The 21,889-nt window shown below is 56.1% G+C and carries 22 protein-coding genes and 1 tRNA gene; 13 read left to right on the top strand and 10 right to left on the bottom strand.

Features of this window, described 5'->3' with window-relative positions; all coding sequences use genetic code 11:
- Positions 1-87 precede the first annotated feature (87 nt).
- From BM316_RS08160 to BM316_RS08145, 4 genes are all read left to right on the top strand, one after another.
- Entirely contained in the window at positions 88-543 is a 456-nt protein-coding gene (locus tag BM316_RS08160; protein WP_090206254.1) for an Lrp/AsnC family transcriptional regulator, read from the top strand.
- Positions 540-992 (top strand): Lrp/AsnC family transcriptional regulator, encoded by a 453-nt coding sequence (locus BM316_RS08155; protein WP_090206251.1) that lies wholly within the window; start codon positions 540-542, stop codon positions 990-992. The genes BM316_RS08160 and BM316_RS08155 overlap by 4 nt, the downstream gene beginning before the upstream one ends.
- A 69-nt stretch (positions 993-1,061) precedes the next feature.
- Positions 1,062-1,820: a GGDEF domain-containing protein gene (locus tag BM316_RS08150; RefSeq protein WP_090206248.1), complete on the top strand. Its 759-nt coding sequence runs from the start codon at positions 1,062-1,064 to the stop codon at positions 1,818-1,820.
- Between the two features lie 59 nt (positions 1,821-1,879).
- On the top strand, positions 1,880-3,007 hold the full coding sequence (locus tag BM316_RS08145; RefSeq protein ID WP_090206245.1) for an aminotransferase class V-fold PLP-dependent enzyme: 1,128 nt from the start codon (positions 1,880-1,882) through the stop codon (positions 3,005-3,007).
- Here the strand turns inward: BM316_RS08145 and BM316_RS08140 are convergent.
- Both BM316_RS08140 and BM316_RS08135 read right to left on the bottom strand, forming a co-directional pair.
- A complete protein-coding gene (locus BM316_RS08140) occupies positions 3,004-4,194 on the bottom strand; it encodes a UbiH/UbiF family hydroxylase (protein WP_090206242.1) in 1,191 nt (396 codons plus the stop codon). The two genes, BM316_RS08145 and BM316_RS08140, sit on opposite strands and share 4 nt — an antisense overlap.
- A 38-nt stretch (positions 4,195-4,232) precedes the next feature.
- On the bottom strand, positions 4,233-4,880 hold the full coding sequence (locus tag BM316_RS08135; protein ID WP_090206239.1) for a pyrimidine 5'-nucleotidase: 648 nt from the start codon (positions 4,878-4,880) through the stop codon (positions 4,233-4,235).
- Between the two features lie 103 nt (positions 4,881-4,983).
- On the opposite strand from BM316_RS08135, the gene BM316_RS08130 reads away from it, so the two are divergent.
- Entirely contained in the window at positions 4,984-5,637 is a 654-nt protein-coding gene (locus BM316_RS08130; protein WP_090206236.1) for a GntR family transcriptional regulator, read from the top strand.
- A 1-nt stretch (position 5,638) separates the two neighbouring features.
- Here the strand turns inward: BM316_RS08130 and carA are convergent, their stop codons facing one another.
- Positions 5,639-6,775, bottom strand: a complete 1,137-nt coding sequence (gene carA / locus BM316_RS08125) for a glutamine-hydrolyzing carbamoyl-phosphate synthase small subunit (RefSeq protein WP_090207756.1) — start codon at positions 6,773-6,775, stop codon at positions 5,639-5,641.
- Positions 6,776-6,949: 174 nt separating this feature from the next.
- Here carA and BM316_RS08120 point away from each other — a divergent pair, with 174 nt between their 5' ends.
- Complete coding sequence (locus BM316_RS08120) at positions 6,950-7,411, top strand: GatB/YqeY domain-containing protein (RefSeq protein WP_090206233.1); 462 nt, start codon at positions 6,950-6,952, stop codon at positions 7,409-7,411.
- 3 nt (positions 7,412-7,414) lie between these two features.
- Here the strand turns inward: BM316_RS08120 and BM316_RS08115 are convergent, their stop codons facing one another.
- The 3 genes from BM316_RS08115 to ctaD form a co-directional block, all read right to left on the bottom strand.
- Positions 7,415-7,900: a DUF2244 domain-containing protein gene (locus tag BM316_RS08115; RefSeq protein WP_090206231.1), complete on the bottom strand. Its 486-nt coding sequence runs from the start codon at positions 7,898-7,900 to the stop codon at positions 7,415-7,417.
- Between the two features lie 89 nt (positions 7,901-7,989).
- Positions 7,990-8,871: a sulfotransferase domain-containing protein gene (locus BM316_RS08110; RefSeq protein ID WP_165606556.1), complete on the bottom strand. Its 882-nt coding sequence runs from the start codon at positions 8,869-8,871 to the stop codon at positions 7,990-7,992.
- Between the two features lie 148 nt (positions 8,872-9,019).
- Complete coding sequence (gene ctaD, locus BM316_RS08105; protein ID WP_090206228.1) at positions 9,020-10,693, bottom strand: cytochrome c oxidase subunit I; 1,674 nt, start codon at positions 10,691-10,693, stop codon at positions 9,020-9,022.
- 222 nt (positions 10,694-10,915) lie between these two features.
- Between ctaD and BM316_RS08100 the strand changes: the two genes are divergently transcribed.
- Complete coding sequence (locus tag BM316_RS08100; RefSeq protein WP_090207750.1) at positions 10,916-12,046, top strand: carboxylate-amine ligase; 1,131 nt, start codon at positions 10,916-10,918, stop codon at positions 12,044-12,046.
- On the opposite strand, the gene lipB is transcribed toward BM316_RS08100, so the two are convergent.
- Positions 12,043-12,702, bottom strand: coding sequence for a lipoyl(octanoyl) transferase LipB (gene lipB / locus BM316_RS08095; RefSeq protein ID WP_090206225.1), 660 nt, complete (start codon positions 12,700-12,702; stop codon positions 12,043-12,045). The two genes, BM316_RS08100 and lipB, sit on opposite strands and share 4 nt — an antisense overlap.
- A gap of 290 nt (positions 12,703-12,992) precedes the next feature.
- Between lipB and BM316_RS08090 the strand changes: the two genes are divergently transcribed.
- Positions 12,993-13,079 (top strand) — tRNA-Leu (locus BM316_RS08090).
- A gap of 450 nt (positions 13,080-13,529) precedes the next feature.
- Here the strand turns inward: BM316_RS08090 and BM316_RS08085 are convergent.
- Together BM316_RS08085 and BM316_RS08080 are read right to left on the bottom strand one after the other, a co-directional pair.
- Positions 13,530-14,216 carry a hypothetical protein gene (locus BM316_RS08085; protein WP_131802553.1) on the bottom strand — a complete coding sequence of 229 codons (687 nt, stop codon included), beginning with the start codon at positions 14,214-14,216 and terminating at the stop codon, positions 13,530-13,532.
- 332 nt (positions 14,217-14,548) lie between these two features.
- Positions 14,549-14,755, bottom strand: coding sequence for a cold-shock protein (locus BM316_RS08080; protein ID WP_090206221.1), 207 nt, complete (start codon positions 14,753-14,755; stop codon positions 14,549-14,551).
- A 1,498-nt stretch (positions 14,756-16,253) separates the two neighbouring features.
- On the opposite strand from BM316_RS08080, the gene BM316_RS08065 reads away from it, so the two are divergent.
- The 5 genes from BM316_RS08065 (at position 16,254) to BM316_RS08045 (ending at position 20,402) form a co-directional block, all read left to right on the top strand.
- Positions 16,254-17,096: a transglutaminase-like domain-containing protein gene (locus tag BM316_RS08065; RefSeq protein WP_375342238.1), complete on the top strand. Its 843-nt coding sequence runs from the start codon at positions 16,254-16,256 to the stop codon at positions 17,094-17,096.
- 112 nt (positions 17,097-17,208) lie between these two features.
- On the top strand, positions 17,209-17,685 hold the full coding sequence (locus tag BM316_RS08060; protein ID WP_207493640.1) for a hypothetical protein: 477 nt from the start codon (positions 17,209-17,211) through the stop codon (positions 17,683-17,685).
- A 70-nt stretch (positions 17,686-17,755) separates the two neighbouring features.
- Entirely contained in the window at positions 17,756-18,067 is a 312-nt protein-coding gene (locus BM316_RS08055; RefSeq protein WP_090206212.1) for a hypothetical protein, read from the top strand.
- Positions 18,068-18,285: 218 nt separating this feature from the next.
- Positions 18,286-18,645, top strand: a complete 360-nt coding sequence (locus tag BM316_RS16885; protein WP_090206209.1) for a transglutaminase N-terminal domain-containing protein — start codon at positions 18,286-18,288, stop codon at positions 18,643-18,645.
- A 254-nt stretch (positions 18,646-18,899) separates the two neighbouring features.
- Entirely contained in the window at positions 18,900-20,402 is a 1,503-nt protein-coding gene (locus tag BM316_RS08045; RefSeq protein ID WP_090206206.1) for a phytoene desaturase family protein, read from the top strand.
- A gap of 344 nt (positions 20,403-20,746) precedes the next feature.
- On the opposite strand, the gene BM316_RS08040 is transcribed toward BM316_RS08045, so the two are convergent.
- Entirely contained in the window at positions 20,747-21,850 is a 1,104-nt protein-coding gene (locus BM316_RS08040; RefSeq protein ID WP_165606555.1) for an esterase-like activity of phytase family protein, read from the bottom strand.
- Positions 21,851-21,889: the final 39 nt, after the last annotated feature.

Here is a 21,889-nt window from a genome sequence, read left to right as displayed (position 1 = left end):
TCCATCTGATTTGTGAGTGATGGATCGTGAGTATTTTTGGCAAAATGATAATTGTTATGCGTAATATTAACCATTAACAGGGGAATCATGCTTGATGACACTGATCGACGATTGCTGCGCCTTTTACAGTCGGACCCCACACGCGGCGTCCCTGATCTGGCTGAGGCTGTGAGTTCGACCCCGGCCAAGGTCAGCCGCAGGCTGGAACGGTTGCGCAATGACGGCATCCTGAAAGGCAGTCGGGCCGTTATTGACTGGCGCGCGCTCGGATATTCGATCGCGGTCAGTTTGCGCATCACCTTGGATAAAACGGTGCCTCGGGCCTTTGACGACTTTATTGCAGCGGCGCGCGACGTGGCCGAGGTGATCGAGATACAAACGTTCTTGGGGCGGGTTGATGTCCGTCTGTCGTTGATCGCCAAGGACCTCGCGGACTATCAGCGGCTTTACAGGGACAACATTCTGACCCTACCTCATATCGCAGACATCGAAGCGCTGATGACAGTTGCAACGGTCAAGTCCGATGAAAGCCTGCCGCTATGACGCTTGACGATCTGGATAAGCAAATCTTGCAGGCAATGCAGCGCAACGCCGATCAATCCACGACCCAGTTGGCCGCAAAGCTTGGGATGAGCCAGCCTGCGACCTGGCGGCGGATCAGGCGTCTTCAGGAGGCTGGCATCATTGTCGGGCGGCGGCTTGAACTTGACGCAGAAAAGGTCGGCTTCGGTGTGACGGTCTTTCTCGGCGTCAAGCTTGCCACAAAGGGACGCGTCAGTCTGGAGGCCTTTGAAAGGGCAATCGGTGCAATCCCTGAGGTGCAAACCGTCGATCATGTGCTTGGCCTTTATGATTATCGCTTGAGGGTCGTGGCGCGTGACCTGGCTGATTTCGAGCGGGTCTTGCGCCGCCGGATCATGACGATGCCCGGTGTGGGCGATGTTGAAGCGAATGTCCTGCTGAGCGAGGAACGCAGGCCGGGGCCCATCTAACGCGAGGCGCTTAATCATTTGCAGAGGTTTCTGCGCGATCTTTCGCCGCATGACGCGGAAGGGTTCAGGATGATGGCGCAGATTGCCAGTTGGCGTGCTGTAACTGTCGCTGCAATGCTCATGACGCTTGCAGCGGTCGTTTTGTCATTGGCGCTGTTGCTTGTGCTTTATGATGGGCAGGACAGGGCCGAATTGATGGTTCTTTCGCCTGTGATTACAACTCTGGTTGCGCTGCCTTTCAGCTTTTTTGTCTGGGCGCAGGTGCGTCGCAACGTCTTGCTGAAAGACGAGCTACAGCAACTGGTCAACCGTGACCGGCTGACCAATGTTGCAACGCGCGATTTCTTCTTCCAACAGATGCGGGATGCGCCCGGCGCCTATGGCACATCGTTGATGATCGACATTGATGAATTCAAGTCCGTCAATGACACCTACGGACATCTGGCCGGTGATGCGGTGATCGCCCGTGTTGCCAGAATCCTTTGCCGCAACGTGAGGGATCGGGACATCGTTTGCCGGTTTGGCGGAGAAGAATTTATCGTTTTCTTGCATGAGCAGCGGGAAGAATCCGGTTTCGAGATTGCAGAGCGGATGCGCAGAACGATTGAGCAGGACGCCCTGGAATTCAACGGCACGCACCTCAAGGTCACTGTCTCAATCGGTGGCTCGCTGAAGGAAAGCCTTGAAGACGTCGAAGTCGCCATTCAGGAAGCAGATAACGCACTCTACCGCGCCAAGAATGCAGGCCGGAACCGCACAGTTTTTTCCAATACACGGCAGGAGGATGCGGCAACACGTCAGATCGATCTGTGGGAACGGGCCGATTGAACGCTTTGCCAGCGGCGCTTTGCTTGTTAAGTCATGCAAAGTGACGTGAGGAGGAAGCGATGGACGGAACACAGAACGCAGTCGACCCTGACGGGCTGATGGAATTTTCGGTGGTCTTTACTGATCGCTCTCTCAATCACATGTCCAAGGCGTTCCAGTCTGTGATGACAGATATCTCCGCCATGCTGAAAGAGGTCTACAACGCTGATGCCGTGGCACTTGTCCCCGGTGGCGGGACCTACGGAATGGAAGCCGTCGCCAGGCAATTCGGCAAAGACGCCCATGCGTTTGTCGTTCGCAACGGCTGGTTTTCCTATCGGTGGAGCCAGATTTTCGAGGCAGGGCGCTTTACAGCAGAGACAACCGTGATGAAGGCACGGCAGGCGGGCAATGATACGCGGGCAGCGTTTGCACCGGCACCGATCGAAGAGGTGACAGCAGCGATCAGGGACGCAAAGCCGGACGTCGTCTTTGCCCCTCATGTCGAAACATCCGCAGGCATCATTTTGCCCGATGATTACATCACCGCTCTGGCATCCGCCGCGCATGAGGTTGGCGCAATCATGGTGCTTGATTGCATCGCTTCGGGCTGTGCCTGGGTTGATATGAAGGCAACCGGCGTCGATGTCCTGATCTCTGCGCCACAGAAGGGGTGGTCGTCGACCCCCAGCGCAGGGCTTGTGATGATGTCTGAACGCGCGGTGGCCCGGATGCAGGACACATCGTCTGACTCATTTGCTGTCGATCTCAAGAAATGGCACAGCATCATGCAGGCCTACGAGAACGGTGGGCACGCCTATCACGCGACAATGCCGACAGATGGCCTGCGCGCGTTTCGCGACACAATGCTGGAGACGCGTGAGTTCGGATTTGAAAAGTTGAAAGACGCGCAGTGGGCGTTGGGCAATGCCGTGCGTGCAGCTTTGGCAGAGAAGGGCATCAAGTCTGTTGCCGGCGAAGGTTTCGGTGCGCCGGGTGTGGTGGTGAGCTATACCGATGATCCCGACATCCAGAACGGCTCGAAGTTCGCAGCCGAAGGCATGCAGATCGCCGCGGGAGTTCCGCTGCAATGCGACGAACCGAATGATTTCAGAACATTCCGTTTGGGGCTTTTCGGCTTGGACAAGCTTTATGACGTGCAAGCTACGCTCGACCGTTTGTTGCCGGTCCTGAACCGCGTGCTTTAGGTCGCGCCCAATCCAAGTTGCATCAGGCCGCGCCGCACGGGTGCCACGCCGTATAGCGTCTCGATCCCTTTGGTGCGGAGTGTCTGTGCCAAGGGGCTGCCTGCCATCGAGGCGCGGTTGAGTGCGTCAATGCCAGTCACACGCAACTTGATATCAGGGTGACGTTGCCGCGCGTAGCTCTCCAGCATCTTGGTGTTGCCAAGCGTTTCTCGATTGGTTTGCGCAAGCTCAAGCAAGCATGCCAGATCCCGCAGCGACATGTTCAAGCCCTGCGCGCCGATGGGCGGCATGACGTGGGCGGCCTCGGCTACAAGAGCGGTCCGTGGCGCTACCAAAGCATCAGCGACCTGACTGATGATCGGCCAAACGCCTCGGCGCGTGACCAGTTTCAGTGGACCGTAAAGCACACCTGAGCGGTCGTTTGCGGCCTCTTCGAATTCGTCAACCGGCAATGCCGCAAGGCGATTGGCCTCTGATCCATGCTCCATCCACACAACAGCAGAACAGGGTTTGCCTTCGTGATCAGGTAGCGGGACAAGTGTGAAAGGGCCGCCGGAGCGGTGAATCTCAGTCGAGATATTGTTGTGTGGCGCATCATGTGTGACAGCGAAGGTCAAAGCCTTCTGGCCGTAGCGCGTGGTGGAGACGCCGATCCCGGCCGCCTGACGGACAGCACTGTTGCGACCGTCGGCACCGATTAACAGTTTCGTTGAGACCTGCGTCGTGTCGCTTAAGGTGACAATGACTTCAGTGGTGCGGGCCAACATACTTTGAAAGCCAACGCCTGTCCTGAAATCTACGTTTGGTAATTCGTCGAGACGCGTGACCATTTCGCGGCGTAATAGCCAGTTTGGCAGGTTCCAGCCAAACGGCTGGTCGGAAATATCGGATGCGTTGAAGTCTCGTGTGACCGGGTGATCCGTCCCAAGATCGGTAATTCGCATGACTTGCAATGGTGCTGCGTCCGGCGCGAGCTTTTCCCAAAGCCCGGCAGCTTCAAGAAATCGCTGCGCAGGTTGCAGGAAAGCTGTTGTTCGCAGGTCAGATCCTTCCTGATCACCCACGGTAATTGGTGGGGCAGGGTCGATAATCGTCACCGAAAAACCGGCGGTCCCGAATGCTGCTGCGGCGGTCAGACCGGCGACCCCGCCGCCGGCAATCACGATATCAGAGTGTGTGCGTTCCATAGCGTTGACATATGTCGCGGGGCACAGGGCGGAAAGGGTCAGCGCGCCAACTGCGACAAGAATTCTGTCAGATCATCACTGTGGTGATGCACGAAGTCATGGTCGCCTGCCTCACGGTGCACATGCACCGTCCGCATTCCCAGACGATGGGGAACGGCCAGATTGCGCGCTTCGTCCTCAAACATGGCTGCCTTCTTGGGATCGAGACCGTCCTTGGCAAAGACGCGGGCAAAGGCCCCTTCGGTCGGCTTCGGGGCGAAAGCTGCGTGCTCCACCCCGTAAACGGCATCGAACAGACGTGTCAGACCCCGCTGCGCCAGCACCCGTTTGGCGTGGTTTTCAGATCCATTGGTGTAGACAATACGGCGGCCAGAGAGGCTTTGCAGCGCGGCAATCAATCCTTCATCCTCTTCAAGGTGAGAGATATCAATGTCGTGCACATCAGCGAGGAAATGATGCGGATCGACATCGTGGTGCTCGATCAGTCCGACCAGGGTGGAGCCGTATTCGTCCCAATAGTCGTGGCACAGTCGCAGTGCGCCTTCCGCATCAAGCCCGGTCAGACGCTGGACATAGGCTGAAAAGCGTACGTCCATCTGGCCAAAGAGGTTGGCCGACGGGTGATAAAGCGTGTTGTCGAGATCAAAAACCCATGTATCGACATGGGCGAAGTACTGCGCGACCATACAGCGACAGTAATCCTTGCATGAAACAGTGACAATCGCTTTGCCTTGATTGGCTGGCCCTTACAGGCGTATTGTCAAACCAACATGACAAGGACTGCCTCTGATGCAAGATGCCCGCGCAAACCAAAAGGACGCATATCAGCTGATCCTCGAAGCCATCGACAGCCATATCTACAAGCCTGGTGACCGTTTGGTTGAAAGCGAACTTGCTGAGCGTTTCGGCGTTTCGCGCACACCAATCAGAGAGGCGCTTCAGCGCCTTGAGACACAGTCACTGCTGACCCGTGATGGCCGTTCGCTGATTGTGGCGTCACTTGATCATTCGCAACTGTCAGAGCTCTACGTTGTCAGAGGAGAGCTGGAAGGTCTTGCGGCACGTCTGGCCGCACGACATGCCACGCCGGAAGAAATCAAGGTGCTACGTGATATGATGGAGGCCGACAAAGCCCTGATTGATGATCCTGTAGCACTGAGCCGCGCGAACAAGCGCTTTCACAAGCAGATCCATCTGGCATCCCATAATCGGTTTCTGGTGCAGCAACTGGACCTTGTGCATCGGTCCATGGCGCTGCTGGCCACAACATCAATCGCGGCGGAAGGGCGGGGTGATCAGACGCTTGAGGAACATGAAGCGATCGTCGCGGCGATCGAGGTCGGGGACGGAGAGGCGGCTTACAACGCGCTCAGGGACCATATCTCGCAGGCTTACGTCACACGTCTGAAGCTGGACGCGCAGGCGGTCGAGGCGGCTGAATAGCCTAGCCAGCCATCGCGTCAGCGAACCGTTCAAACAGATAGTAGCTGTCCATCGGTCCAGGGCTTGCCTCAGGGTGGTATTGCACGCTGAAAACAGGCCGGTCGGTCATGCGGATCCCGCAGTTTGACCCATCAAAGAGCGAAACATGGGTTTCAACGACGTCGACTGGCAAGGTCTGGCTGTCCACCGTGAATCCGTGATTCATCGAGGTAATCTCGACTTTGCCGGTTTCCATGTCCTTCACAGGATGGTTCGCGCCATGATGGCCGTGGTTCATCTTGATTGTCTTCGCGCCAAGCGCCAGGGCAAGCATCTGGTGTCCAAGGCAGATCCCAAAAACGGGCAGGTCGGCTTCAAGAATACCTTTGATCATTGGCACAGCATAGGCGCCGGTCGCAGCCGGATCGCCGGGACCGTTCGACAGAAAGACACCGTCAGGATTAAGGGCAAGCACGTCTTCGGCGGTGGCCGTCGCAGGAAGGACCGTCACGTCGCAGCCCGCACTGGCAAGGCAGCGCAGGATATTGCGCTTCGCCCCGAAGTCGATTGCCACGACTTTGTGCTTGGGGTCTGTCTGTGGTTTATAGCCTTCCGGCCAGGCCCACCGCATTTCGTTCCAGTGATAGCTCTGTGCGCAGGTCACATCCTTGGCAAGATCAAGACCCTCAAGCCCCTGAAAGTCCCGCGCAGCTTTGACCAGTGCTTCAATGTCGAAGACACCATCAGGATTATGCGCCAAGGCGACATGCGGCGCGCCTTGCTGGCGGATCGCGCGTGTCAGCCTGCGCGTGTCGACACCGCCCATTCCGATCCGGTTGCGCTTGGAGAGCCAAGACGTCAACTCGTCGGTCGCGCGCCAGTTGGACGCTTCTGTCGGGTCCCACTTGACGATCATTCCGGCAGCGACGGGATCAGCGGTCTCGTCATCCTCTGGGTTCACACCTGTGTTGCCGATATGGGGAAATGTGAAGGTCACGATCTGCCCGGCGTAAGAGGGGTCCGTCATGATTTCCTGATAGCCGGTCATTGCGGTGTTGAAGCAAAGTTCGGCGACTGTTTCACCGGTTGCGCCGAAGCCCTTACCGTAGAAAATCGTACCATCCGCAAGTGCCAAACAAGCTGTCGGTTTCTGCGCCATGGCCATTCTCCAATCAGTCAAATCGGGCTGGGTTTAAGGGGGAGGGCAGGTATGGTCAAGACCGGATCACCGGCATCTGACGTCGCTTTCATTAACCCTTCGGAAACCTTGTCAGTCGCACTGCACACGACTATGTTGCCGTTTCGTTTGGCAACAAATGTACGGGACACATTTATGGACATGCGCGAACGGGTGAATTCAGCCCTCAAGGATGCGATGCGTGCAAAAGAGGCTGATCGCCTCTCGACTCTTCGGCTCATCAATGCCGCCATCAAGGACAAAGATATTGCGATGCGCGGCACTGGTGACGAAACCAGCGGCGTCAGCGACGCTGATGTGCTTGCGATCATGGGACGGATGGTCAAGCAGCGGCAAGAAAGCGCCCGCGCCTATGAAGAGGGCGGTCGACTGGAGCTCGCCGAAAAGGAACGTGCCGAAGTCGAAGTCATCGAGGAGTTTCTGCCAAAGCAGTTGACCGAAGAAGAGGTATCCGCCGCGATTGAAAAAGCCATCAAGGATGTGAATGCTGAAAGCATCCGCGACATGGGCAAAGTCATGGGCGTGCTGAAAGCCAAATACACAGGTCAGATGGATTTTGGCAAAGCTGGCCCCATGGTAAAGAACCGCTTGGGCTGAAGCCTAGCGAAAGGCGCCTTTGAGTTCGTTGTAAAGCGTCACGCGTTCTTCGGCATCGAGGAACGCGCCCAGTTCTACTTCACGATCCCCGCCGCGCAGCGTCAGGTAGTTTTCGACAGGCCCGCCCTTAGGGTGCAGATGCACAGTGACCCAGTACCTGTTTGCGCGCCATTCCTGCACGTCGCCCTTTGGATTATGGCGGGTCAATGCTGCATGGGTTTGATCAACTGTGAGCTCTTCAAGAACCTCGCCACGTTTGTAGCTGACGTGAAGCGCAAACCAGATGCCGCCCAGCATCAGCGCAAAGAATGGCAAGAGACCCCACAGGACAGGCTGGCCCAACAGTGTCAGCAATGGCAGCGATACAAGCGCTGCAGTTGCCCCGATAAAGAGGACGAAATCCTTGCGCAAAAGCGACCGGTAAGGCCACAGGCTCAGTTGCCAACGGCTGCTATCTTCGGCTGGTTTCGGGCTCCATTCGTAAGGCATATCAGGGTTTTAGTGGACCCTTATCCAAGGTCAATTCCCTGTCAGCAGATGGGGGCGGAAGGTCGCATAATTTCGGATTTCGCGCCGCGCTAGACACCTGTGCCTGCGCCGTTTTCAAGCCAGTCCCGCTCATCTTTGGTCAGCGCCGCATCCATAGCCGCATCATATGCCGCCAATTCCGCGTCACTCAGTTCGCCTATCCACTTCTGGTGTTTGCCACTTTGAAAAAAGGCGCTGTCGGACTTGAAGAAACCCTTGCCGCCTGACGGTGCGAAGCGCGCGGCGTTTTGCTTCATGTTGTCAAAGGTCGCTTGTGACACCAATTCTTCCATCTGTGCTGGCGCATAAGTCACCCCCAGAAGCTTTGCCACATGCTCAAAGGTCCCCGCCAGATCGCGCTTCATGTCGGCATAGTGGAAAAGGGTGACATTGGGGCGGTCCGCCAATGCGCGCGCTGTCTTGTAGTGACGCAAGATATGCGCAAGCGGCATCGCATCCATATCAAAGCCTTCAGGCCCGCCATCGAGGAACCGTCGAAATGTGATCCCGTCAGGGTCATCTTCCGGATACCAATGGTCATACCAGCCGATCGGCACATTTCGGATGTGATTGCGAAATGAGAAATGCGCATCCAACGGGTGACGAAATACGCAAAGGTATTGGACCTCTGGATGAAGCGGAAGGCCATCAATCGGGGTATGGCTCTTCATGCTGCGCCGGTGGTTCATGTTCTCAAGCCGCTCGGCCACCTCAGGCATTTCGCGGATGCGGATATCGACCCATGGCATTCTGACAGACAGCTCCGTCTCCACATGCGGGTCGCCTGTGATGAGCAGGGCAACGATGGTTTGCATCCAGGTCGTGCCGCACTTGGGAGGGGTCACGACGATGACATCGTCCGACCTGAGCTTGACCTGATCCCAGCGTCTATTGTCGCTCAATGCGCCCAGATAGAGTTGGCGTTGCGTCATGGAAAAAGCCTCCGGTGTGGTCAGGGAAAGTAGACGCCAGGTGCACATTTTGCGCAAGCATGGGGTTTTCTTGTGTCCGGTCTGAGAAATGAGACAAAGAAAAAGCCCCCGCGCTGCGGGGGCTTTCAATTCTCTAGACAGTAAGACGCTAATGTGCGTGTTGCTTGTCCCAGTCCTCACGCTTTGGAAGCGTCTCGAACGTATGCTCTGGTGGTGGGGATGGCAGTGTCCATTCCAGCGTATCGGCATACTCGTTCCACGGATTGTTTTCGGTGACCTTCGCGCCGCGTGTCAGCGTGTAGAAGATGATACCGATGAAGAACAGGAACGACGCGAACGACAGGAATGCGCCCCAGCTTGAGACATAGTTCCAGTAGGCGAAGGCCTCAGGATAGTCGATGTAGCGACGTGGCATACCCTGACGACCGAGGAAGTGCTGTGGGAAGAATGTCAGGTTTGCACCGATAAACATCATCCAGAAGTGCACTTTCGCGGCCCACTCAGGATACATCTTACCAGCCATTTTCGGCAGGTAGAAATAAATGCCTGCGAAGATCGCAAAGACCGCACCCAAGCTCATCACATAGTGGAAGTGTGCAACAACGTAGTAGGTGTCGTGATAGACGCGGTCGACACCTGCCTGGCTAAGCACGATACCTGTCACGCCACCGACGGTGAACAGGAACAGGAAGCCGAAGGCCCAAAGCATTGGTGCTTTGAATTCAACCGAACCGCCCCACATCGTTGCAATCCAGCTAAAGATTTTCACGCCGGTCGGAACAGCGATCACCATCGTGGCCAGCATGAAGTAGGACTGCTGTGTCAGCGACATGCCTACTGTATACATGTGGTGCGCCCAGACGACGAAGCCCAGAACACCAATCGCAACCATCGCATAGACCATTGGCAGGTAGCCAAAGATCGGCTTGCGAGAGAATGTCGCAATCACGTGGCTGATGATACCGAAGCCGGGGATGATGATGATGTACACTTCGGGGTGACCGAAGAACCACAGGATGTGCTGGTAAAGGATCGGGTCGCCACCTTGCTCAGGCTGGAAGAAGCCAAAGCCGAAGTTGCGGTCCATCAGAAGCATTGTGATCGCGCCGGCCAGAACAGGCAGCGCCAGAAGGATCAACCATGCTGTGACAAAGATCGACCATGCAAAGAGCGGCACCTTGTGCAGTGTCATGCCGGGGGCACGCATGTTCAGGAAGGTCGTGATCATGTTGATTGCACCAAGGATCGACGACGCACCCGATAGGTGAACCGCAAAGATCGCAAGATCCATCGACATACCGCCTTCAGAGGTCGAAAGCGGCGGGTAAAGCACCCAGCCAACGCCTGATCCCAGCTGACCATTGCCGCCGGGCGCCAACATTGATGCAACACCCAAAGACGCACCGGCAACGAACATCCAGTAGGACAGGTTGTTCAGGCGCGGGAATGCCATGTCTGGCGCACCGATCTGGAGCGGCATGAAGTAGTTACCGAAACCACCAAACAGGGCAGGGATCACGACAAAGAACATCATCAGGACGCCGTGATAGGTGATCAGAACGTTCCAGAGGTGACCGTTCGGTGTACATTCACCGGCTGCTGCGGCTGTCAGGCGCGCGCCCTCCAGACACATATACTGCACGCCGGGCTGCATCAGCTCCAAACGCATGTAAACTGTGAAGGCTACGGAAATGAAACCAAGAACACCTGCTGTCCAAAGATACAGGATACCAATGTCCTTGTGGTTCGTTGACATGAACCAGCGGGTGAAAAAGCCGCGCTCGTCCTCGTGATCGTCGCCGTGAATGGCTGCGTCTGCCATGTGGCTCTCCTCGTATTGGCTACTCTTTTGGGTCGCCGAGTCGAAAACAAGGCCACCGTCCCGCGTCGTTCTAACGGCTCGGACTAACAGGAGCAACAAAGGAAGAGGCCGAAAAGTTGTGTAAATTTGGCGCAGTGAGACGATCTGACCCGTTTGGACGATCCAATCGCTGACAGCGGCAATAAATTTGCTAAGGTCAAATCAAACAAGGGGGATTTGCACATGCAGGAAGCGCCGTCTTTCACCATCGGCATCGAAGAAGAATACCTTTTGGTTGATCGGGAGACCTTCAAACTTGCCACAGCACCTGACGGGCTGATTGAAGCATGCACCGAAGACCTCGCTGATCAGGTCAGCCCTGAGTTCCTGCAGTGCCAGATCGAAATCGGGACAGGTGTCTGCGCGACTGTCGGTGAGGCGCGCGAAGATCTTGCGCATTTGCGCCGCACGGTTGCCAAGCATGCCGCGAATTACGGCCTCGCGCCGATTGCGGCCTCATGCCATCCCTTTGCCGACTGGAAGGACCAGCCCCATACGGACAAGGCGCGCTACAACCAGTTGCAAAAAGACCTCGCCGGTGTGGCGCGGCGCATGCTGATCTGCGGAATGCACGTGCATGTTGGCATTCCGGACAAGGACATGCGCGTCAATTTGGTCAACCAACTCAAATACTTCCTGCCGCATCTTCATGCGCTCTCGGCCTCATCGCCGTTTTGGCAGGGGCAGGATACCGGGATGAGTTCTTACCGGCTGACAGTCTTTGACAATCTTCCGCGAACCGGTCTGCCGCCCTACATGACAGACTGGGCGCAGTTTGAGACGACGGTCGACACATTGGTCGATCTGGGACTGATCGAAGATGCCTCCAAGATCTGGTGGGATCTCCGACCATCCGCGAAATTCCCGACGATTGAATCCCGCATCTGCGATGTCGCACCCCGTATGGAGGTGACACTGACATTGGCCGCCCTCACGCAATGCCTGACACGCATGCTTTGGCGGAAATCAATGGAAGGGGACGGCTGGCGCGTGGTGCAGAACTTCATGGTGAGCGAGAACCGCTGGCGCGCGCAACGCTATGGCGTCAGCGAAGGCCTGATTGATTTCGGTCGCAAGGCCCTGATCCCGTTCTCGCAAGCTGTAGACGAAATCATCGCGCTGATCGCCGAAGATGCCGAGGTTCTTGACTGCGTTGCCGAAGTGGAAGCCGCACGGACAATTCTTGAAACTGGTACGAGTTCGGACCAACAGCGTGCGAAATATGCCGAAGTGATTGACGCTGGCGGAACCAAGGACGAGGCGCTAGCCGCTATGGTGGCGATGCTGATAGAAGACTTTAATACTGATCTCTAGTGCGCTGAATTTTCGAAAATTTCTTCAAATGTGCTTGCGAGTGCGACATCAAGATCATCCATCGTCACGGGAAGCCCGAGATCAACCAAAGATGTGACCCCATGGTCCTTGATCCCGCACGGCACAATCCCCTCGAAATGGGATAGGTCTGGCTCGACGTTGATCGAGATGCCGTGAAAGGACACCCATTTGCGCAGCCTGATCCCCAAGGCGGCAATCTTGTCTTCTGCGACAGAGCCGTCAGGGCCGCGTGGTTTTTCCGGGCGCTGCACCCAGACGCCAACGCGCCCGTCACGGATTTCGCCTTTCACGTTGAATCGCTCAAGCGTGGCCATGACCCAATGTTCCATGTCCTTGACGAAGGCACGCACATCATGCCCCCGCTTACCGACATCCAGCATCACATAGATGACCCGCTGCCCCGGTCCGTGATAGGTGTATTCACCGCCCCTTCGTGCCTCATGGACCGGAAAACGCTCAGGATCGACGAGATCCTCGGGCTTTGCAGATGTTCCCGCCGTATAAAGCGGCGGATGCTCAAGCAGCCAGATGCATTCGTCTGCTTGGCCGGCAATGATACCCGCCACACGCTGCTCCATAAAGGCGAGGGCGTCTTCATAGGGCGTCAAGCCAGGGGTGGTGATCCATTCGACCATGAAATTTCAAATCCGTTCCTGAGGCGAAGTCTATCGGCTGAACGCAGCCAAGACGCAAGTCTTTGGGCCTTTTGAGCGCCATGCAAATTTCAGCATCTGCGATGAATAGCCATCATCATATAGCGAACCGATATCCGGTGGATTCATATCTTTTCCGGGCGGCCAAGACTTGCTTCAATTAATTATGTCACGCTGCTGCGCCCTGCATACTGATCGCAATCTTCATCACGCGCGTTTTGCCCCTTGGCAAGCCGAATGACCTGCTCTAGAAGCACCCCAGCTTATGACTTGCGGTCGTGGCGGAATTGGTAGACGCGCAGCGTTGAGGTCGCTGTGAGGTAACACTCGTGGGGGTTCGAGTCCCCCCGACCGCACCATAGAAACGTAAATATATCTTACGCTCCAGACGTTTAAGTTCACTTGGTTGGGAATTATCCACCCTTGTGCCCACCTTTTGAAATTGGCTGGCAATAGCAGGCAAGGACGCTATGGACTTGAACTTGCTGAACGAAGAAACTTCCCCCGTCCGACAATGCGTGATCCAAAAGGCGCATGGGTATTGAGGCAAGAACCGACAGTTTGGGCGGAAAGCAGACATTCGCTGCAAAAGCACAAATCGGATGCCAAGCCCCGAAAACCGGGCATTCCCAATAGGCAAGTACCGCCTCAAGACTGTCGCGTCGCGTGGATACCGAACAAAGACGCCACATATCGAGGGACTGCCGAAATGTGATAACTCATGGCCTGTCAACTTCGCTGCGGAATTCGCTGGGCTATGTCACGGAAGCTAGAATGAAACAGACGAAAGGCCCACTTCTGATTTCAAGCTAGGTCAATGAGGGACCAGTTCTGATGGCTGCGCGTAACTCAGCGTGAAGAACCCAGTTCCCTTGATCTTCATCTTCCCCGGTTTCTTCCCGATACGCTAAGAACATCGTCCCCTCGGGTTGCTCCAAAACGACCTCGAGATCGGCGTCCAGCGAAAGGTAGTTGGCAATTAACTGTCCTGCCGCTGACAGAGCGCGATTGGCTGAAGTGTGCGAGGCATAGCCTGCCGCGCTCCTCAGCCGCGTTTCCGTCAGACCATCAGCGTCGGCATAAGCCAAGGCGGTCAACATTGCGCGCTGCGGACCGGAGAGGGAAACTTGGTTAACTGCCTCACGATATTCCTCAGCGCTCGGAATAGGAAAGCCAGTCAATTCATCGACGCGACGATTGTCGGCGCGTCGTTTCTCGCGTGCATCCAAGGCGTTGTGCAAGGCTGCAATTGCGAGCTCTTCCGTCGCACCTTTTGCCTCAGCAATTAGCCCACGCGCATTCGTGGACGATTTTGGAAACGCACGCGCGACGTATTCCCCCGACAGGCGACCAGACTTGATCTGATAACGACCGTGTTCACCCAGTTGGACAGACGGCGGCGTGTCCGAATTTGCTTTGGCCACCTTCTTTGGTTTCTTGTCTCTGAAAAGTTCGCGACCTGTCGCTGTGCGGCCTTGCATACTGAAACGTGTCATGTCGGACTATTCTCCAAGTTGGCTGCCGCGTCTTGCAGAACGCGCGTATTGATCAAGCGAAGTACCGCGTGAGAACCTCCGCGCAGCACTTCACACTGATTTCACTTGAAAAGAGACATGGCGGCACCGCATGCGCCGAGCTCTTTCATCTATGCATCTTCGACGTATGCAGTTCTATCGGTCATTGGGTCGCCTCTCCCTTCGGGAGTATTGCAACGTCAAAAGTTCTATCGGGAACCGCCGAAGTCCGCTTCCGGTTTTATGGTGCAATACATAGCAAACGCTATGCTTGATAAGCCGCGCAGTTCTTGAACCGCGCGGCTTGGACTTGATCAAGCGAGAGCGAGGTTTGTCGCACTTTCGCGGCCGTCACGGCCAGTTTCGACATCGAATGTCACCTTTTGCGCATCTGCGAGTCCGGTCAGCCCGGCGCGCTCAACGGCGGAAACGTGAACAAAGACGTCCTTGCCGCCTGTGTCCGTTTCGATGAAGCCGAAACCTTTAGAGGAATTGAAAAATTTCACGGTGCCATTGGCCATATCCGTGGTCTCCTGTTCTATATGCTGCCCGCAACATGCGGCAGCCCGGCAAAGTCAGACTGAGAGATCGACTGAAGCCGGATAAACGGAGGCAGAGGGTCACAGAGAATCACGTTGACCGTCTAGACATGGGCCTTTGAGCAACAGAAAACAAGCGTCATCGCGGACGCGCATTTGAGATCGGTCGGTTTTAGCCCGACGGACGCTGCCATTGACTTTGTCCTCTCGCACCCCCACCTCTAAGATACAACGTCGTGCTGCAACGTGAACAGACGGCCCGCTTCCTACCCCGGCCAGAGCATGCCTTCTTCCCAGATCACCTTGGGAGACCCTTCTCAGAAGAGGGTGTGACGCTTTGCGGTGCCGTGGACTACCACCTCGAAACAGACTGCATTTGACGCGCAGGTCCGGCAGCTTACTGCGTCCGGAAAAGCTTTCATAGCGACGCGGCGCTTTCACCGCTGGAGAATATTTCATGAATATCCCTGAATGGTTCAAACGGGTTGATTTCCGCGCGGCCATGAACGCCGCAGTTATCAGCACCTCAGGTTTCATGGGGCGGTGCGGCCTGACCGGTCGAACCGCACCAGAAACTTTCGAAGGGCTCACCCCGGTTGTCGTGTATACGAAATCCGGGCCTTGGACGGGCGTGAGATGAGCCGCCTCATCGGTGGAACGCAGCCCGAAATACTACCATTTGACTATCGGATTCCAATGCTGCTTCTGACGAGCTTGCTGATCCTTCTGGCTTTTCCGGTCGGTGCGCAAGACGGCACCGGACCTCTGCCGGATAACGCGAATGCGCGGAGCCATGGCGGCGGCTGGGACTGTGCATTGGGATATGAGATTGTGGGCGTGGAATGCATTGCAATCGATATCCCTCAAAACGCCTATGCAACAGGGCGATCTTATGGCGGGGGCTGGGCTTGCAATAGGGGTTTTCAAGACGTTGGGGATGGATCCTGCACTTCAATTCCCATACCTGAGAATGCCTACCTCAGGTCTTCGGGCACCGACTGGCAATGTGAACGAGGTTATCAGCGAGATCGAGAGACATGTGTTCGCATCTTACTTCCTGCCAACGCGTTCTTGACCGAAAGTGCGTGGGGTTCTGGCTGGGCATGTGAACGCGGCTTCGAGGCTTCGGCGAACGCCTGCCGGCCGATTGCAGTACCTGCGAACGGCTATCTTACAGGTTCCGAGCACGGGAAGAAGTGGGCATGCGAGCGGGGGTATCGGGAGATTGATGGCCGTTGCGATGCCGTGACGCTCCCTGCAAATGCCATACTGGATCAGTCATCCTACGGTCCGGGCTGGCGGTGCGCACGTGGGTTTGAACCCATGAAAGACAACTGCGTTGCCATCGAAATTCCTAACAACGCCCATCTTGATCGTTCTGGAAACCGTTGGAGATGTGACCGCAATTTTCAGCTTTCGGGCGGAGAATGTATTCTTGGGCGATAGCGCGCAGGATAGGGAGTGTTTCGAGATGCCCGGCATACGGATGCGGATCGGCTGTCGGATGCGCTACCGGCTTGACCAGCCGACGCCCTTGATAGCGATGTTGAACGTGCACTACTCCCGCTTTGGCGATCTGGAACGCGCTGATTTTCTCGTCACTTCGCCAAGCGTACCGCTGGAGAGCTATCGCGACAGTTTTGGAAACTGGTGCACGCGGATGGTAGCAACTGCAGGAGATTTCACCCTTTCAACCGACGGCATCTTTCGTGACTCCGGCCTGCCCGATCCGATAGCGCCAGATGCCGCACAGCATGCAGTGGAGGCTCTCCCGTTCGAAACCTTGGTGTATCTTCTCGGTAGCCGCTACTGCGACACAGACCTATTGTCAGAGCAGGCTTGGAAGCTTTTCGAGAACACTCCCAGCGGGTGGTCACGTGTTCAGGCAATCTGTGACTTCGTGCATTCCAGTATTACCTTCGACTACCTGCAGGCGAGTGCCACGCGGACGGCGTCCGAAACACTGTCTGCCCAACATGGTGTCTGCCGCGATTTCGCCCACCTTGCCATTGCCCTTTGCCGGTGCATGAATATTCCGGCGCGATATTGCACCGGTTACCTCAGTGAGTTTGGCCAACCAATGCCGCATCCACCCGACGATTTCGCGGCCTGGATGGAAGTCTTTTTGGGAGGCCGCTGGTGGACCTTCGATCCACGCAACAACGCACGGCGTTTGGGGAGGGTTCTGATCGCGCGTGGTCGGGATGCTGCCGATGTCCCCCTGACACAGACTTTCGGTCCTAACATTTTGACCCAATTCAATGTCTGGACTTGGGACGCCCATGACGACCCCAGGGTGTCGCTTACTCATAGGCGAAACTAGGCAAGCCACAGTCCGCAATTCCTGTCTGCGTGTTCCGCACAGAGGTACGAGTTACGTCCGACCACACCGTTCTGCTTGACGACCCAAACATAGCTCATTCCGGAGATTCAAGATGACTTCTTCTATCAAAACGACCGTCGTGTTTCTGCACCCTTTCCGACTGGAAAGCTTCAACGAGACGCTGCCGGCAGGTGAATACGATATCGAGACAGAAGTCGGGGTAACGCTGAATTTGATCGAATCCGACAAGTGGACATCATCGGTCATAGTTCACCTGCACCCGCGTGCCTCCCATCCGGGGCTTAGCCGAGAGTTGACTGTACCGCTCGTCGCACTGGAGACTGCCATTGCCAAAGACAAGCTCTCGGGCAAAGCTTTGACGGACTACATCCTAGAGGAAATGCTCGCTGACCCGATGATTTGCCTCATGATGGAGGCTGACGGTGTGGACGAAGCTGACCTTCGCAAATTCTATGCACCGCAGCCAAAAGGTTGGGGGATGGCTCCTCCCAAAATCCACAGGACGACCCGACCGGAAGAGAGGGCTGGACCTCGTTCCGGAACTCAGCGCCCCGGCATCGGCGAATGAGGCCGCATGTGCGAATAAGGGATGTAAGTGACCTCAATTCGGCTTGCAGCCACAGAAATCGGGTGCCGCAATGACAGATGATCCGATCAAACTTGATGTCCACAGAACCACAGCGGCCCGAAAAGAATCCGAAATGCGTCGGCGAACCGCGAACAATCAGCAGCGTCTGGCCCACGTGCAAGACTCGATGGCCAAAAGCGTTGAAAGCCAGATTCTTCTTGAGCCAGCCCGCACATGGATCGACGTCGCGGAAAGATGCCGGTTTCTACTTATTCGCTTTGCAGCATCGCCGGATGCACAAGATGAACGCGTTCGAAAACTCATAGCCCGGGCTCTCACCGACTTGCGGCGGTTGAAGAAGCTTGAGGAGAGAAAGAAATGACTAAAACTGTAGAAGAACAGGCTTGGGCAGAGAAAGCAAAATCCGACATTGCTGCGGAGCGCGCCTGTCTAAAGTGTCACAAGACCTTCTGGAGTGATGGCTTCGGAGAACGAATTTGCCCACGTTGCAAGGTCTCCTCGGTTTGGCGCGCTTCAATTCGCGACGGAATTGGAAATGGACAGCGCCGCAATGGCCGTCGGTTGTCATAAGGCAGTACGATGCCAAAAGTCATCACCAAGCACACAACGCGTTATCTCTACGGGAACGCGGTTGCTCTCGGGCCGCATGGCTCATGCTACGCCCACGGGAAGCCCCCTGAGCTCAGTCTGACGTCCTGCGACCTTGAGATCAACCCTGCAGCACAGATCGATTGGTCGCATGATGTGGCCGGCAATACGATCACCACTGCTCGCTTCGAAAATGCTAGGCAGCATAGAGTACGTCTGTTCGGGTCTTCTGGGATCCCCAAAAATACTGTTTCGACCATCTTTCGAGAGAATCTTCGTGTAAGCAGACATTTGAAATTGAGCGTCCAAAGGCGGCTTGGTAGGCACAGTGCTAGTTCGCCCGAACCCTGATTTCGCGCTCGCAGCGAACGGTAGGTTTGGCTGGCCGCGGCGCAGCGACAAAAAAGCGCGATGAATGTCGGCTTTGGGCCGTCCTCGGCGGTCATCTCACTGCTCAGCGCGAGATTGCTGCGGTCGATCTAATGGCGGCAGAGAGCCCAAAGTGACGGATGCTGCGTTTTGACGAATGAGCGCATTGCACGCGCTGGCGTCTTGTGGTCGCTTGCAGACAAGTTCTTAACTTTCCAAAAGGGTGAAGAGATACATTGCAGACGCTGTCAAACTTTGACGTTGTGGTTTTAGGGGGCGGGATCTCTGGTGTAAGCGCGGCTTGCAGGCTACAAACTTTGGGTTTTTCCACTGCCGTTCTTGAAGTCCATGACAAGCCAGGCGGCTGCGCTGGCTATTACACCCGGGACGGATTCTCGTTTGATATCGGCGCGACGACGTTAGTGGATTTCTCCGGGTCAGGGGTTGGCGCAAAATTCTTAGATGACATCGGATTGACCAAACTCTCGCTTGAGCATCTACCGGGCTACCAAGCATGGCTACCTGACCAGACGGTTACTTTACATAGGAAGCGCAGTCTGTGGCGAGCGGAGCGCGAAGCGGCATTTGGAAACTCTCCGCAAATGCAGAAATTCTGGAAAACCCTGGATAGCCTAGCTGACATTTTTTGGGCGGCTTGTCAGAAAGGGATCACGCTACCTATCAATGACATGTCGGGCGTGCTGAGAGCTGCGCGAAGTCTTCCAGCTATAGATTGGCCAAAGGCCCGATACTTGTCACATAGCTTGGGCGACCTGGTCGATCGGTGTGGAGTTCGGGAGAATAGGCGGTTGATTGCTTTGCTCTCGATGCTTTGCGAAGACACTCTACATTCTCGAACAATTGACGATGCCCCTTTGATAAGCGCGGCTCTAGGGACAAGCATACGCGGTCGAATCTCTAGGCCCAGAGGCGGGATGCAAGGGTTTTGGAGGGCAATAACAGATCACTATGAAATGCTCGGGGGTACGTTCGTATTTAAGACAAAGGTGGTAGGGGTCGAAGGTGAATGCGGTGATTTCACTATTTTGACCAAGCGAGGCCGCTACAAAGCAAGAACCATAGTAAATACAATTCCCGCACCAAGCTTTGCCGAGTTAGCACCAAGTTTAGATTCGAAAAAGTTCAACGCAGTCCTGCGGCGAAACGCTGGGGAATATGGAAGCGGTGTGGTCATTTGTCTTGGCGTGCCGGAGACAGAAGTAGACATACATGAACATCGGCATCACCAGATACTTGAGCGTTATGATGCACCATTGGGAAACGGAAATAACATGTTTATCTCTGTTTCCGCAGCGAATGACTTAATGAGCGCACCCGAGGGATTTCGAAGTGTCATGATATCAACGCATACTGACATCGATTCATGGGATGGGTTGTGTCACGCCGAATACAAAATTGTGAAACAAGAAATTACGGATCATCTTTTGAGACTGGCTCGTAGGGTCTATCCAAATCTTGGAAACCAAGCCCGAATACTGGAAGTTGGCACACCGAAGTCCTATGCTCGATTTGCAAGACGCCCGCTGGGCGCGGTCGGCGGGGTCAGGACGACGATGCGAAACGCGAACCAGAATGCGATGCAAACCAGAGTTCGCGATGGTGTCTTTTTGGCAGGAGAATATGTCTGGCCGGGTCTTGGAAGTGTAGCCTGTCTTATGAGCGGGTCGAACGCCGCGAACGAAGCTAAGCGCGATCTGCGCAAAAAAGCTGCTTGCTAAGGTGATCGACGTTTTGCTTTTCACTTTTCCCCGTAGTTGCCGGAACGTTCATCGGCGCAATGTCCGCTTCGTCCGCTCACCGACGATTTAGCCGCCAATATGCTGCACGATGCAGGAGCCACCCACAGATGCCATTTTCCCGCGGGTCGAGAAGCTGTAATCGCAGTGCGCACATCGGCCATTCGCTGCGAGGGCACGCCTGAGAAGTTAATTGCAGTTCCCCTCCCAAGCGTACTCGTAATACTTAGGACCTACCTCCTGTCATCCACCCTCAGCCATTGCCTCAACGCGGATCAGGCATTGGAAACGACCCTGCGGGGAGGCCGCTTCCCGCCCGGCTTCGGCTATTGCATCAGGACGAATCGAGTCACCTGTCGACCGTCGAAGTTGTTGTCCGACACGAACAGCACCGTCGGCGCGCCATTGACCATCGGGCCCGGCGCCATGGCCTCGATATTGTCGACGCTTTCCAGCTCCAGTTGCGCGAAGTCGACCAGCAGGGTCTTGCGGGCCGGCTGGATGCGGGCGACCTCGGCCTCGGCCAGGCTGGGAATGTCCTTGATGTCGGTCGCGCCGTTCAGGTCGACCAGATAGGCCTTGATCGCGAAGTGGAACTCGAAATTCGCAACATGCCATCCGTTGCGCTCGGTCGCGATCAGACGACCGTCGCCAAGGCTGTAAAGCTCGGTCTGGCCGTTGTCGCTCCACGGCCTATCTTCGTCGAGCGCCACGGTGCCGACGGTATCGACGATATAAAGGTACTCGGCCGCGACCTCGCCGCTGTTCTTGTCGATCTGGACGATCCGAACCGGCGAGACCTGGGTCGAGGACGCGCGGGGACCGTCCTGCTGCAGTGCGTTCTCAGTCGCGATGAAGAGCGTGCCTCCGTCCGGCGTGATGGCGATGGATTCGAGCGAGGCGGCGTCCACGTCCCCGGTGCCTTCGGCGGTCCCGAAATAGCCGGCGGGCAGATCGTAGCGGCCCATGTGTTCGCCTGAGGGCGACATGACATGTATGGTCGGATCCTTGTTAAGATCGACCTCGCTCACCCAGATGTAATTCCCGTTCTCGGCATCGAAGACGATACCTTCGGGGTCCACGGTCTTTGTCTCGTAGGGGGTGCCTTCCTCGGTCATGATTGTGGTCTGGGACAGGATCTCGACGGCAAATACGTGGCCCTCGCCCACGCCGATGGCGAGTTCGTAGAACCGCGCGGGACCCTTTTCGGACCGGTCATCGGACAGGGCCACGTAGCGACCCTCGCTCAAGGGAAAGAGGCCCGAAATGCCGCCGAAGGGCACACCGTCGACGGCGGTGTCCGAAGGCAGGCGAAGTTCCGAGATCAGGTCCAGGCCGGCCCCATCAATCACGGGAAGGTCCTGCGCGATAGCGGCGCTGCCAAGCAGGGCCACAACGGCCGCCTTCATTGTCGTTCTCAACTGGGTCATCTTCATTCCTCATCTGTTGGCTTTGGTTGATTTGGCCCC

The organism is Yoonia litorea (genome assembly GCF_900114675.1).
GTDB lineage: Bacteria > Pseudomonadota > Alphaproteobacteria > Rhodobacterales > Rhodobacteraceae > Yoonia > Yoonia litorea.
Note: the sequence above shows the minus strand (reverse complement) of the source record. Positions and strands in the feature narration are given on the sequence as shown.